Annotated in this window: 11 protein-coding genes; 5 read left to right on the top strand and 6 right to left on the bottom strand. The window is 51.7% G+C overall.

Going from position 1 to position 14,668, the window contains the following annotated elements; genetic code table 11:
* The first annotated feature begins 132 nt into the window (after positions 1–132).
* The 5 genes from glgB to ACR02O_RS07185 all read left to right on the top strand — a co-directional run bounded on the left by glgB (position 133) and on the right by ACR02O_RS07185 (position 9,498).
* Positions 133–2,313, top strand: a complete 2,181-nt coding sequence (gene glgB / locus ACR02O_RS07205; protein WP_494523076.1) for a 1,4-alpha-glucan branching protein GlgB — start codon at positions 133–135, stop codon at positions 2,311–2,313.
* A 10-nt stretch (positions 2,314–2,323) separates the two neighbouring features.
* Complete coding sequence (gene glgA / locus ACR02O_RS07200; RefSeq protein ID WP_494523075.1) at positions 2,324–3,757, top strand: glycogen synthase GlgA; 1,434 nt, start codon at positions 2,324–2,326, stop codon at positions 3,755–3,757.
* The gene (locus ACR02O_RS07195) at positions 3,747–4,538 is read left to right on the top strand and encodes a secretin GspD/PilQ domain-containing protein (RefSeq protein ID WP_494523074.1); all 792 of its coding nucleotides are present in this window, start codon (positions 3,747–3,749) and stop codon (positions 4,536–4,538) included. Before glgA ends, ACR02O_RS07195 begins: the two co-directional genes overlap by 11 nt.
* A 151-nt stretch (positions 4,539–4,689) precedes the next feature.
* Positions 4,690–5,736: an extracellular solute-binding protein gene (locus ACR02O_RS07190; RefSeq protein WP_494523073.1), complete on the top strand. Its 1,047-nt coding sequence runs from the start codon at positions 4,690–4,692 to the stop codon at positions 5,734–5,736.
* The gene (locus tag ACR02O_RS07185; RefSeq protein WP_494523072.1) at positions 5,737–9,498 is read left to right on the top strand and encodes an EAL domain-containing protein; all 3,762 of its coding nucleotides are present in this window, start codon (positions 5,737–5,739) and stop codon (positions 9,496–9,498) included.
* Here the strand turns inward: ACR02O_RS07185 and ACR02O_RS07180 are convergent.
* The 6 genes from ACR02O_RS07180 to ACR02O_RS07155 form a co-directional block, all read right to left on the bottom strand.
* Positions 9,491–10,327, bottom strand: a complete 837-nt coding sequence (locus tag ACR02O_RS07180; RefSeq protein ID WP_033158342.1) for a CorC family transporter — start codon at positions 10,325–10,327, stop codon at positions 9,491–9,493. The two genes, ACR02O_RS07185 and ACR02O_RS07180, sit on opposite strands and share 8 nt — an antisense overlap.
* Entirely contained in the window at positions 10,324–10,788 is a 465-nt protein-coding gene (ybeY, locus tag ACR02O_RS07175) for an rRNA maturation RNase YbeY (protein ID WP_458136738.1), read from the bottom strand. The genes ACR02O_RS07180 and ybeY overlap by 4 nt, the downstream gene beginning before the upstream one ends.
* Positions 10,789–10,791: 3 nt before the next feature.
* Positions 10,792–11,781, bottom strand: a complete 990-nt coding sequence (locus tag ACR02O_RS07170) for a PhoH family protein (RefSeq protein ID WP_458136737.1) — start codon at positions 11,779–11,781, stop codon at positions 10,792–10,794.
* Complete coding sequence (gene miaB, locus ACR02O_RS07165) at positions 11,781–13,136, bottom strand: tRNA (N6-isopentenyl adenosine(37)-C2)-methylthiotransferase MiaB (RefSeq protein WP_458136736.1); 1,356 nt, start codon at positions 13,134–13,136, stop codon at positions 11,781–11,783. Before miaB ends, ACR02O_RS07170 begins: the two co-directional genes overlap by 1 nt.
* 105 nt (positions 13,137–13,241) lie before the next feature.
* A complete protein-coding gene (locus ACR02O_RS07160) occupies positions 13,242–13,970 on the bottom strand; it encodes an oxygen-binding di-iron domain-containing protein (RefSeq protein ID WP_171694310.1) in 729 nt (242 codons plus the stop codon).
* Between the two features lie 41 nt (positions 13,971–14,011).
* Positions 14,012–14,626 carry a hypothetical protein gene (locus ACR02O_RS07155; RefSeq protein ID WP_033158338.1) on the bottom strand — a complete coding sequence of 205 codons (615 nt, stop codon included), beginning with the start codon at positions 14,624–14,626 and terminating at the stop codon, positions 14,012–14,014.
* Positions 14,627–14,668 lie beyond the last annotated feature (42 nt).

Raw genomic sequence — 14,668 nt, 5'->3', positions numbered from 1 at the left:
GCCGCGTAGAGCCATTATCGTTACTCTTCACGGAAAAGTAAAAACTCAAGCGATTTGATGCTGAAAAGTCGGTCATTACCAAAATTGCTATTCCTGCCAACCGATAACTAACTATAACTGAGGCATTGCAAAATGAACAAGCCAAGCAAAACCAACACGCTTGATTCAGAACTAATCAAACTCACCGAAGCAAAACATCACGACCCTTTCGCCCTGCTAGGCCGTCATGGTCAAGGCCGCGATAACATCATCAGAGTGTATTTGCCCTACGCGGAAACCGTAAGAATCAACAGTCCCAAAGGCCCAGAATTCTCTCGCATTCCCGACACCGATTTTTTCGAATACCATCCGGGCAACGAAGCCATCCCCGAGCATTACCCATTATTTTGGACAGACAAGGACGGCTACGACCATCAACACTACGACCCATACTGCTTCGGCCCGGTGCTGCCGGAATTCGACCAACATTTGTTTGCCGAGGGTCGGCATTGGCATATTTACAAAAAGCTTGGCTCGCATCTGCACAGCGTTGCCGATATTCCCGGCGTACATTTTGCAGTTTGGGCGCCGAACGCACAGCGGGTCAGCGTGATCGGCGACTTCAATCGCTGGGACGGCCGCTGCCATCCGATGCGCAGCTTGGGCAGTAGCGGTATCTGGGAAATTTTCATTCCCGGCCTGTCTGCCGGCTGCTTGTACAAGTTTGAAATTCTGAATCGCCATACCGGCCAACTGCTAGTCAAAACCGACCCTTACGGCCAGCAATTCGAATTCCGTCCGCAAACCGCCGCGATAGTCACAGTGGAAGACAGCTATACCTGGCAAGACGGCAGCTGGATGGACCACCGTCCACAGCACGACTGGCTACATCAGCCAATGTCGATTTACGAGGTACACCTGGGCTCCTGGCGGCGCGATCATCGCGGCAATTTCCTGAATTATCGCGAGCTTGCCGAGCAATTGGTGGATTACGTCAAGGAACTGGGGTTTACTCATATCGAGTTATTGCCGGTCACCGAACACCCTCTGGACATTTCCTGGGGTTATCAAACCACCGGTTATTTTGCGCCGACCAGCCGCCACGGCACGCCGGACGATTTCCGTTATTTTGTCGACCACTGCCATCAAAACGGCATCGGCGTAATTCTGGATTGGGTGCCCGCCCACTTTCCAAAAGACAACTTCGCTCTGGGCCGCTTCGACGGCACGCCGCTTTACGAACACGAAGACCCGCGTAAAGGCGAGCACCGCGACTGGGGCACCTTGATTTACAACTACAGCCGCAACGAAGTGAAAAACTTCCTGCTGTCCAGCGCCTTCTTCTGGCTGGAGGAATTCCACCTCGACGGCCTGCGGGTCGATGCGGTGGCGTCGATGCTGTATCTGGACTACTCGCGCGACGCCAACGACTGGATCCCGAACATGTACGGCGGCAATGAAAACCTGGAAGCCATCGACTTCCTGCGTCAAATGAATACCGTCACGCACGAACAGCATCCCGGCACGGTGATCATGGCTGAGGAATCGACCTCGTGGCCGCAAGTGACTCGACCCACCTGGACCGGTGGCTTGGGCTTCTCGATGAAGTGGAACATGGGCTGGATGCACGACATTCTGCATTACATGCAGGAACAACCGATCCACCGCTCATACCATCACGATTCGCTGACTTTCGGCCTGCTTTACGCATTCACAGAAAACTTTGTGCTGCCGTTCTCGCACGACGAAGTGGTGCACGGCAAAGGCTCGATGTTGAATAAGATGCCGGGCGATGAATGGCAACGCTTTGCCAATTTGCGTCTGCTGTACACGATGATGTTTACCTATCCGGGTAAAAAATTGTTGTTCATGGGCTGCGAATTCGGTCAAGGCACCGAGTGGAGCTGTAACCGCACGTTGGATTGGTATGTTTTAGATTACCCGCATCACAAAGGCTTGCAAACCCTGGTTAAAGACTTGAATAAACTCTATTCCAGCCATACCGCCCTGCACCGTTACGACTTCGATCATCACGGGTTCGAATGGATCGATTGCCACGACTATCAACAATCTATCATTAGTTATCGCCGCAAATCGGCGCATGAAGATTTGATCGTGATCCTGAACTTTACCCCGGTGCCGCGCGAAAGTTACCGAATCGGCGTACCTAATCCCGGCACCTATTACGAGATTTTCAATTCCGATTCTCAATATTACGACGGCAGCAACCTTGGCAACGGCTCGGTGTTGTCAGAACCGCAACCCTGGATGAACCAAGACCACTCCATTTCCGTCACCTTGCCGCCCCTGGCCGGTATTATTTTGAAAATGTAGTTTTATCGCCATGAAAAAAATTCTGTTCGCGAGCAGCGAAACCCACCCCTTGATCAAGACCGGCGGCCTGGCGGATGTCGCCGGCAGCCTGCCTCTGGCCCTGGCCGCGTTGGGCCAGGACGTGCGCATCATCATGCCCAATTACCAGGGCATCAAGAACTGCGAGCCCGGCCGTTACCTATGCACGGTGCGAGTCAACAATTGCGACGTTAACCTATTGGAAACCCGCTTGCCGGACAGTGATGTCATCGTCTGGCTGGTCGACTATCCGCCGTTCTTTAATTTTCCGGGTAACCCATACCTTGATGAAGCCGGACGCCCTTGGCCGAACATTGGTGAGCGCTTTGCGCTGTTTTGCCGCATCATCGTCGAAGTAGCCACCAACCGGGCTTATTTAGACTGGCACGCCGACATTGTGCATTGCAACGATTGGCAAACCGGCTTGGTACCGGCACTGCTGTCATTGGAACCCAACCCGCCGGCGACGATTTTTACCATTCACAACATGGCCTACCAAGGACTGTTTCCCGGCAGCACCTACGCCCAGTTAAATCTGCCGGGGCAATTACTCCACCCGGACGGTCTGGAATTCCACGGCATGCTGTCCTTTATCAAAGGCGGGCTGAGCTATTCCGACCGTATTACCACGGTTAGCCCCACTTATGCCCAGGAAATCCAGACCCCTGAATTCGGTTACGGCTTGGAAGGCTTGTTGGCGCATAAACAAAGCCAGTTACGTGGCATTCTGAACGGCATTGATGTGTCGGTCTGGAATCCGGCGCACGACGCCTATATCGCAAAGCCTTTCAGCGTCGATACCCTAAAAGACAAGCAAATCAATAAAGCGGCACTCCAACAACAACTGGGCTTACCGGTGGAATCGGAAACTCCCTTGTTTGGTTTGATTGGCCGCTTGGTCGAACAAAAAGGTATCGATCTGGTACTAAGCTGTTTACAAGAGATGACCACCCTACCCTTGCAATTTGCCTTACTGGGCAGCGGCGATAAAAGCATCGAATACCGCCTGCAGGAGTTTGCCCGCCTATATCCGGAAAAAGTATCCATCACCATTGGATACGACGAACGCTTGGCGCATCAAATCGAGGCCGGCGCCGACATCTTCCTGATGCCTTCGCGCTTCGAACCTTGCGGCTTAAATCAAATGTATAGCCAATGCTATGGCACGATACCTATCGTCAGAAAAACTGGCGGCTTGGCAGATACGGTAGTCGATGCATTGCCGGAAAGCATTAGCAATGGCACCGCCAGCGGCATCTCGTTTAACGATGCGTCGGCGGCCGCGCTGATAGAAGCCATCAAACGCAGCCTGGTGTTATTCCACAACCGACCGGTCTGGAAGAAAATTCAACGTAACGCGATGCTCAAGGATTTCTCCTGGCAAAACAGTGCGAATCAATATCTCGCGCTTTACAATGAAATTTAAACCCTGCTTGGCCGGCTTGATGTTGATAGCCGGCCAAGCACTTGCCGACGAATCGGTGATAGAAGTCATCCCCCTGATGAACCGTCCGGCCTCCGACGTACGCGCTTTACTGGCACCGCTGCTGGATGCCGATGATCGCGTCATCGAGAACGGTGCCAGTCTGATCGTTAAAACCAATCCCGCCAAACTCGGCGAAATCCGGGCCGTCATTCAAAAACTAGATGCCCGGCTCAGCAATTTAGTCATCAGCGTCTTGCAAACCAGTAGCAAAACCGCAGCCGAATTGAACGCAGAAGCGGCCATTGCCGCAATGCCGAATAGGATTCAGATGCGCGGCATGATGGGCAACAGCGAAGACTTGCGAAACCGGCAACAACACCAACAATTACGCACCCTGGAAGGCCAGGCGGCCCATATCAAAACCGGACAGGTCCGGCCGGTGCAAAATTACAGCGTATACGACTCGGGCTATGGTTACGGCTCCGCGGTAAGCACGAATACCCAGATGATTGAAGCCAGTACCGGCTTCGCTGTTACGCCGCGCTTGGCAGGCGAGCAGGTCATTCTCGATATCGAACCGTGGTCGGATAGCTTTCAGCGCAACGGCCACATTGAAACCCAATCCGCTCACACCACTTTACGCGCCAATCTCGGCGAATGGGTGGAAATTGCCGGCAACACCGACACTGAACAATCCGACAATCACGGCTTCAACAGTTTCAACCACAGCACCCGGCAAAATGCTTTACGCATTCTGATCAAAGTCGATCAAGCTGATTAATCCGGACCCACCCTAAACGACAATCCGACCAGATAGCCTCATGGCACTATTTTCGGAATCTGTGCGCGGCAACATAATATCAATATCGACATTGGCGGAAAGCGCATACTTATTGGTTATGATGGCCCGACAAATTCATGCCGATAGCCTTATGAGCATTACTGCCAAATGTTCCCCCACCGTTCTGACATATTTTCTTACGATTATATGTCTGGCAACATCCGGATGGGTATCCGCCCAGGAAACACTGCGGGTGCTCAGTTGGGACGGTTACGCCGATAGTGAAGTGGTTTCGGCATTCCAGCAGCGGTTCGACGTGGCGATAGAGTTAACCCTGGTAACGTCCGACGACGACCTTTGGCAGAAAATCAATGGTGGCAACTATGACGTATTTGCTGTCAATACTGCGGAATTGCAGCGTTATATCGATCAAGGCCTGAGCAGGCCGATCAGCATGACAAATATTCCCAACCATGCCCGGCAGTTGCCGCGTTTCCAAAACTTGCAAGCCATCCCCGGCCTGGTTCGCGGGAACGACACGTATGCCGTCCCTTACACCTACTCGGAAATGGGGCTGATCTATAACCGCAAACTCATTAACACTCCCCCCCAATCCATGTCGGCTATGTGGGACCCTGCCTATCGGGGCCGAGTATTGGCTTTTAACGCCAGTAATCACAATTTTTCCTTGGTCGGCTTATTAAGGGGCGTATCCAATCCGTTCCGGATGACAGATCCCGAGCTAAAACAGGCTGCTCGCGAATTGGCCAAGTTACGCCGTAATGTGCTGACCTTTTACGCGACCGCGGAGGAAGCGACCAGACTGTTTGTCAAATATGAAATAGCCTTGATTTTCGGTAATTACGGCACCCAGCAACTGAAAGCTCTGCGCGAAGCCGGTGCCGACATCGGCTATGTGATTCCCCGCGAAGGTGCGCTGGCCTGGCTGGATTGCTGGGCCATCACCCAAAATAGCCGGAACCCCGAGTTGGCAGAAAAATGGATCAATTACACCTTGGAAAAAGCAGTCAGCGAAACGCTAACCCAGCAACACGGCTTGGCAAACACGATTACAGCGCCGGAGAACGACAGCCCCCAAAACCAACCCATCATTTGGCTGGAACCGATACTCAATCCGCTAGCGCGCAAAACGCTATGGGATAGAATCATTTCCGGCGAAGCGCCCGAGGCATTCTGAGTGCGCTCCAGCATAGGCATAAAATTGGGTTTCTGGCTGGCACTGCTAGGCACGTTATCGACAGGCCTGACCGGTTATTATGTTTACGACCGCAGCCGAGCCATGCTGGTGGGAACCGCCAAGGATAAGCTGCTCAACGACACCCAAGCCGTGGGAAACCGATTTGCGGATGCGTTGGCAGCTACCGCCAGCAACGTCAAGTTTCTAAGCAATTTGCCGGTCAGCGCCGACATGGTCTCGGCAACACCTGACGCAAAGTTGGACATACTCAAAAATCAATTGGCGGAGATTTTTGTCAGCTTGCTAAATGCCCATCCCGAATACAGTCAAATCCGTTTGATCGACACGCAGCATTACGGCAAGGAATTAGTCAGAGTCGATAGGGATCAAGACAACCTCAAAGTGATTGCCGACGCGCAGCTACAAGAGAAAAACCATTTTCCTTACGTATTCGAAACCGTGCCGCTGGCTGCGGAGCAATATTACGTTTCGGAAATCAATTTAAATCAGGAATTAGGCACTCACCTGGGATTTGGTAAACCCACACTGCGGATAGCGATGCCGATCAAGTCGGCCAACGCCACCATCGCAGTGATCGTCATCAATGTCGATTTACAAGGGCTATTCGAGCAAGTACGCGGCAATATTCCCGACGATATTGAATTGCTGCTCAGCAACGACAGAGGGGACTATTTAATTCACCCCGACGCGGCAAAAACCTTTGGATTTGAGAGCGGCCGCAGTTTCCTGATTCAGAATGACATCCCGAACGTAAAAGCGATTCTGGCTGGCAAACAAGCGCATTCGGTATTCGCGACCAGCGATACGCAAAGTTTGGCCGCTTCTTCACTCGCCGCTTTCGTAAAACTGCCGTTGGGCTCGGAAAGCAGCGGACGCTTCGCCATGCTGGGTTTATATACGCCGCTGAAAAACGTTTTGCAGGAAAGTAAAGCTCTGGGAGTGAGCGTTATCGAAATAACCTTGTTGTTCAGCCTGCTGGCAAGTGCAATTTCGCTAATGTTGGCGCGCGTCCTGGCAAAACCGCTCAATTCGATGACCACCGCCATCGGTCAATTCAAGCTGGGCACGCCGCTGACCGGGTTACCGACGCACCGTAACGACGAAATCGGCTATCTGGCGAATAGTTTCATGTCGATGACCGAACAATTAAACTCGCAAATAGCCGAGTTACATGCCTCCGAAGCTAAGTTGCATGCCATTCTCGACAACGCCCCCGTCGGCATTTGGTTGGCCGACCTTGATACGCGCTTTTTGTTTGTAAACCATACTTTTTGCGATGCCCTTGGCCTGCCGGAAACCCGTTTAATTGCCAACGAACCATTGGCCGAGTTGTTCGGCGCGGAGATCGCAGCCAGTTTTTTAAGTGCCGATCAAGCGTGTTTAGCGCAAACAAATCAAGCACATCAGTCCCTCGAGCAAATAAAATTTGCCGATGGCAAACGGCACACCATACAAATAACCCGCACGCCATTGCAAGACATCAACAAAGAGACGGTCGGCATCATCGGCATAGCCATGGATATTACTGACCGCCAACAAGCGGCCAATCGTGAGCGCGCCCATAATCATGTGCTGGAATTAGTATCCAAAGGCGCGGCACTGCCGGAGATCCTGCAAGCGGTGGTATTGGGTGTAGAGGCCCAAAATCCTGACTTAATTTGTTCGATATTGCTATTAAATAACGAAGGTAATCGCTTGTTCATAGGCTCTGCACCGCATCTACCCGACTTCTACAATTCTGCTGTAGACGGCCTTTACGTAGGCCCCGGTGTCGGCTCATGCGGTACGGCTGCGTATTTCGGCCAGCGAGTGATTGTCGAAGATATTCAAAACCATACTTATTGGGCGCCGTTTACCGAGCTTGCGGCTAGGGCCGGTTTAGGGTCGTGCTGGTCTGAACCGATACGTGGCGCGTCCGGCCAATTGTTGGGTACTTTTGGTATTTACCAGCGCCATCCTGCGGAGCCAGGAGCAGACGATATTCAGATGATTGAACAGGCCTCGCATTTGGCCGGCATTGCAATCGACCGCAGCCGCAGCAATGAAGAACTGCAATTGGCGTCCTTAGTCTATCAAAACAGCAGCGAAGCGATGGCCGTGACCGACGCACAAGGCATGATTATCAATGTCAATCCGGCTTTCACCGCTTTGACCGGCTACACATTGGACGAAGTCATCGGTAAAAACCATAACATTCTGAACTCGGCGCGGCAGGGCGAACAGTTTTATCAAGCCATGTGGCAAGCCATCAACAGTAGTGGTCACTGGAAAGGCGAAATTTGGAATCGTCGGAAGAACGGCGAGATATTTGCTGAGCAACTGACCATCAATACCATATTTAGCGCGGATGGCCTGCCGCAGCGGCGAGTTGCGTTATTTTCCGACATCACCCAAAAAAAGCAGTCCGAAGAACTGATCTGGACCCAAGCCAATTTCGATCCGCTCACCGGCCTGCCCAACCGCCGCATGTTTCATGACAGGCTGGATCAAGAAATCAAAAAGGCACATCGCACCGGCTTGCAGGTCGCTTTGATATTGCTTGATCTGGACCGTTTCAAGGAAGTTAACGATACGCTGGGTCACGATATGGGCGACTTATTGTTAAAAGATGCCTCGCAACGGCTGCTGCATTGCGTACGCGATTCCGATACTGTCGCCCGATTGGGCGGCGACGAATTCACAGTCATCCTCGGCGAACTTGATGATGCTGAGGATGCCGAACGGGTGGTCAAAAACATCCTGCAAAGACTCGCCGAACCTTTTCAGCTGAAAAGCAAAGTGGCCTACATCTCCGCCAGTATCGGCATCACCCTGTACCCGAAGGACGCGGAGAGAATCGATACCTTAATAAAAAACGCCGATCAGGCAATGTACGCAGCGAAACACCAGGGCCGTAATCGCTATTGTTATTTCACTCCATCAATGCAGGAAGCCGCTCTAGCGCGCATGCTGATTGCCGACGATTTGCGCCATGCTTTGGAGGCCAACCAATTTGAAGTATATTACCAGCCGGTCGTGGAACTGGGATCCGGCGCCATCCATAAAGCCGAAGCGCTGATCCGCTGGCAACACCCGACACGGGGCATGGTCAGCCCCAGCGAATTTGTGCATATTGCCGAAGATATAGGCCTGATTGCCGAAATCGGTACTTGGGTATTTAAACAAGCGGCAGGACAGGTCAAACAATGGCGTGCCCGATACCATCCGGACTTTCAGATCAGCGTCAACAAGTCGCCGATGCAGTTTTACGACGACCAGTCCCACGGCACTTGGCTGGAATACTTGCAAACACTTGAGCTGCCGGGACAAAGCATCGTCGCGGAAATTACCGAGGGCTTGCTGCTGGACGCCAGTAATGTGGTGAAAGATCAATTACTGGCTTTTCGGGACGCAGGGATTCAAGTATCGCTGGACGATTTCGGCACCGGCTATTCGTCGCTGGCTTATCTGAAGAAATTCGATATCGATTATCTGAAAATAGATCAGTCTTTCGTCGGCAATTTGTCGCCGAATTCCAGCGACAAAATTCTCTGCGAAGCGATTATCGTCATGGCGCACAAGCTGGGGATGAAAGTCATCGCGGAAGGCATAGAAACCGAACAACAACGCCAGCTACTGCTGGAAGCGGAGTGCGACTATGGGCAGGGCTATTTATTCTCCAAAGCCCTGCCGGCCGATGCGTTCGAGGAACTGCTAATGCTTAATGCCTCAGGCACCAGCGCACAGAACACAGTTATTTGATCTTCAATTTCAGTAAATGCACTCGCCGATTGTCGGCCCGCAATACCTCGAAACAGAAATCGTCCAGCTCCACCTTCTCGCCTTTCTTCGGAAAATGTTCTAGCCGCTGCACGATTAAACCGCCTAGCGTGTCGTATTCGTCGTCTTCCAATGCGGCGGAAAAATAATCGTTGAATTCTTCGATGGGTGTCAGCGCGCTGACGATAAATTCTTTCTCGCTACGCTGAGAAATAAATTCTTGTACTTCGTCGTCATCGTGTTCGTCTTCAATCTTGCCGACGATTTGCTCCAGGACGTCTTCAATCGTCACCAAGCCGGCGGCATTGCCGTATTCGTCGACGACGATGGCCATGTGGTTGCGCTCGGTGCGAAATTCTTTTAGTAACACATTTAAACGTTTGCTTTCCGGCACCACGTTGACCGGGCGCATCACATCCTCGACTTTCAGGGTTTTATCCTTTAAAGCATGAGCCAGTAAATCCTTGGCAAGCAAAACACCAACCACCTTGCTGCGGTCTTCTTCGATGACGGGAAAACGGGAATGAGCAAATTCGACCACTAACGGAAAGATGGTTTCCAGTTCCGCTTCCCTAGGAACGACGACCATTTGCGAACGGGGAATCATGATGTCTCTGACCCGCATCTCCGCCACATGCATCACACCTTCCATCATGGCCAGTGCGTCGGAGTCTAACAGATGTTTTTCTTGCGATTCTCTCAATATCTCCAGCAAGTCTTCCTGATCTTGCGGCTCCCCACTCAGAAAATGACCGATGCGCTCGATCAAACTCTTATGGGGTTGACTACTCGGGGGGTTACCATCGCTCATTGCTTTCCATCCTCCATATAAGGGTTTGCTATACCTAATTTGCTCAAAATCTCAATCTCTAATGCTTCCATTTGTTCGGCATCCTGATCCTCTATGTGGTCATACCCTAGCAAATGCAATACGCCGTGTATAGTGATATGCGCCCAATGGTGCTCGGGCGATTTGTTTTGCTGCGCAGCTTCCAGCCCTATCAGCGGTGCACAAATCACCAAATCGCCCAGCAAGTCCATGTCCATGCCCGCCGGGGCTTCAAAGGGAAAGCTCAGGATGTTAGTCGGTCCGTTTTTATGCCGATACTGCTGATTCAGCTCTGCGCTTTCCACATCGTCGACCAAACGAATCACCAACTCGCAGTCCGCATCATCCTCAAAGCTTGCTAGCCCGGCGTCCACCCATTGCTGAAACTGCTCGAGTTCGGGATGAGGTGCCGAAGTAGCAATTTGCATGTCGATATAATTCATAGACTACGCCGACGGCATGTGCTCTTTTTCGTAATGCTCGTAAGCGGCGACGATGCGCTGTACCAAAGGATGCCGGACCACATCGCGCACCCCGAAAAAGGTAAAACTGATACCGTCCACATCCTTCAACACTTTCAACACATGTTTCAGACCGGACATTTTTTCGTTGGGCAAATCGATTTGCGTAACATCGCCGGTAATGACGGCGGTGGAACCGAAACCGATCCGGGTCAGAAACATCTTGATTTGTTCCACCGTCGTGTTTTGCGCCTCATCCAGAATAATAAACGAGTCGTTCAAGGTTCTACCGCGCATGAAGGCTAAGGGCGCCACTTCGATGACATTTTTTTCCAGCAATTTTTCGACGCGCTCGAAGCCCAACATGTCGTATAGCGCATCGTACAAGGGCCGCAAATAGGGGTCGACTTTCTGGGCCATATCGCCAGGAAGGAAACCTAACTTCTCGCCCGCTTCCACCGCCGGCCGTACCAAAATAATCCGCCGCACGGTCTCGTTTTGCAACGCATCAACCGCACACGCGACCGCCAGATAGGTTTTACCGGTACCTGCGGGACCGACACCGAAATTAATGTCATGCGAAATGATCTTGCGCAAATAGTCCTGCTGATTAAAACCGCGACCCTTGATTACACCGCGCTTGGTTTTAATCGCCACCGGCTCCGATTTCACGCTCGGCGTAGCCTGTAGTAACTGGTCGATACTGGCATCCTGCAAACTCAAATGCACTTGCTCCGGGGTGATTTCTTCCCGCTCGGTCAATTCGAACAATTTCTGAATCACCGCGCAAGCCGCTTTGACCGCGGCATCGACACCCGTGACCTTGAAATGATTGCTGCGATTGGCGATCTCCACCTGTAAGCGTTGCTCGATTTGGCGGATATGCGCATCCAACTGTCCGCAAAAATTGGACAGGCGTTGCGCATCGGCGGGTAACAGGGTAATTTCTTGCGAAAAAAGGCTGGCGTTCAACACTAGGCGGTCTGCTGGATTTTTTCGATGGACGATTCCACCAGGCGACCCCGTAACGAATTGGGCAAGGCTTCGGCAATATACACGTCGACGAACTGCCCGATCAAGCGCGGATGCCCGGCAAAATTGACGGCGCGGTTATTTTCGGTACGGCCTGTCAGATGCAGTGGGTTTTTCTTGGAGATGCCCTCCACCAACACACTTTGCACGCTACCGATCATCGCTTCGGAAATAGCCATGAACATTTCGTTCAAGCGATCTTTCAGGCGCTTCAGGCGTTGTTCCTTAACCGCCATACTGACATCATCGGCAAAGTTGGCTGCCGGCGTACCGGGTCTGGCGCTGAAGATAAAACTGTAAGACAGGTCGTAACCGACTTCCTCGATCAAGGCCATGGTATCTTCAAAATCTTCTTCGGTTTCGCCGGGAAAACCGACGATAAAATCCGACGACAAACTGATGCCTGGCCGCACCGCTTTCATCTTGCGCATGATTTCCAGGTAATCTTCGCGTCTGTGACCACGCTTCATTTCCGCCAAAATGCGGTTGCTGCCGCTCTGCACGGGCAAATGCAAGTGATTGACCAGCTGCGGAATCTCGGCAAACGCTTCGATAATATCGTCAGTGAATTCTAAAGGATGCGATGTAGTGAAACGAATACGGTCTATACCATCGACAGCGGCAACGCAATGTAACAACAGTGCAAAACTAGCCACATCGCCGTCTTCCATCGCGCCGCGATAAGCATTAACGTTTTGGCCGAGCAGATTGATCTCGCGCACACCTTGCCTTGCGAGCGTTTCGATTTCGGCAATCACATCGTTGAGCGGCCGGCTGACTTCTTCTCCGCGGGTGTAAGGCACTACGCAATATGTACAGTACTTACTGCAACCTTCCATCACCGATACATAAGCCTTGGGCCCTTCCGCACGCGGTTCCGGTAAATTATCGAATTTTTCGATTTCGGGGAAAGAAATGTCGACTACATGCTTACCGCCACTACGTGCTTGGTTTAACAACTCAGGCAAGCGGTGCAGGGTTTGCGGACCAAACACAATGTCTACATACGGCGCGCGCTTTTGCAGGGCCGCACCTTCCTGGCTGGCTACGCAGCCACCAACACCAATAATCACGCCAGGACGTTTGTCTTTGATTTTTTTCCAGCGCCCCACGGCGGAAAATACCTTTTCCTGGGCTTTTTCGCGGATCGAACAAGTGTTTAGCAGCAGCACATCGGCTTGTTCCGGAATGTCGGTCAATTCCATGCCGTGCGATGCGATCAATACGTCCCGCATCTTATCGGAATCGTATTCGTTCATTTGACAGCCGTTAGTCTGTATATAAAGTTTTTGCGCCATGCTTGATGAGATACCTCAACTACTCTCACTAACAAAAAACCCCCGTCTCGCGACGGGGGCTCGTAATGGCCGGATTATAAACCCAATTTTCGGCAAATGCTTGTTTTATACGGCAATCCCCACTTGTAGGGCCTCGAACCAATCTAAGAAACGCTTCACATCATCGCCTTTGAACATCCGACCATGTTGCGGGGCCAGTATGTCGATATCCAACTTCCTGACCCGATCAATCCAGGCTCGTTTAGCTTGATTAGAGGGCATCCAACGCTGATGGAAAAAACGCATTTTATCGACGTGCATATCGAAGTTGTCCACAAATACTGGCGTTCCAGGCGCTTCCAAGGCTGCACCGACATCGCCGGACATCAGGATTTTGGCGTGTGGATCATAAATATGGAAATTAGCGGAGGCATGCAGATAGTGAGCGGGAACAATCTGCAATTCGGTAGTACCGAGATTGATGACTCCGCCATGGTCGGGAATCGGTACATATTCGATAGTTTCGCAGCCGAAGTGCCTTAAAAAACCTTCCCATAATGCTGAGGCATGCAGCTTGGCATTGGGCAGCGCTTGATCCCATAAACCCAAAGATGAAATGATGTCCGGATCTTGATGCGAGGCGAACAAATCAGTAATTTCCTCGACCGGCGCATGGTGTAATACCGCCGCCAGCATTGGCGCAAACAGCTCTATGCCGCCGGGATCGATCAAAAGGCAGCGATTGGCCGTCCTTACCATATATTGGTTGGTATCAATGATTTTCTCGGGCTTATGTGCATCGCGGCCAAACATTATCCATTGATAGGCGCCCTCATAAATTTTGGTCATTCTCATGCTAACTTTACCTCTTGGCCATACTGGGTTTGATGGGTGCGCTATTCGGCGACGTTTATAATCGTCAATGCACTCCGGCATTTATGTACTTTGTCGTTGATTATTTGCGCGGCGTTATCGACGCTTTCAGCGACCGCTTGCAGACTTTGCAGATACTCTCCCGCTTGTGAAGCCTCTATCCGGGAGTTGGCAGCAATCACCCGAGCCGCCCTAGCCGGATGCATCACATCAGCGAGCTTAATCAATAATTCCGAAACCTGAATAATAAACTCTCGATGACAAATCTGCGTTCTTAGTCTGACTTCCTGCAACGGGGTGGCTAAGGAATCGGCATATCTGGCTCCGACAGCCAACTGCCCCACTTTCTCGAAGCGTCTGCATGCTTCGGTCATGCGCTGTTCATTGACTGTCAGACGATAAAGATGGAATGCGTATTCGTTGATGTTATTGACCAATTCGATCGTATCCTTGGCCAATTCGTTTATGAAGTCCGTGATGGGCTGGAAGCCCTTGGCCTTTTCACCGGCGCGGAAAGCAATCGCTTTGGCATTGGCTGCCGCGAGAGAAATTTCCTTGGCCACTTCCATCACCGCGCTCAATTCGGCGGCTATGGAAGCCACGGCGACAAATTGGGACTTGGTTTGATTGACTTGCATACTGAAAGACCCTCAGATCGACGATAAATTTATTTATAGCTT

It is taken from the genome of Methylomonas sp. PHL2-19 (assembly GCF_059331595.1).
Note: the sequence above shows the minus strand (reverse complement) of the source record. Positions and strands in the feature narration are given on the sequence as shown.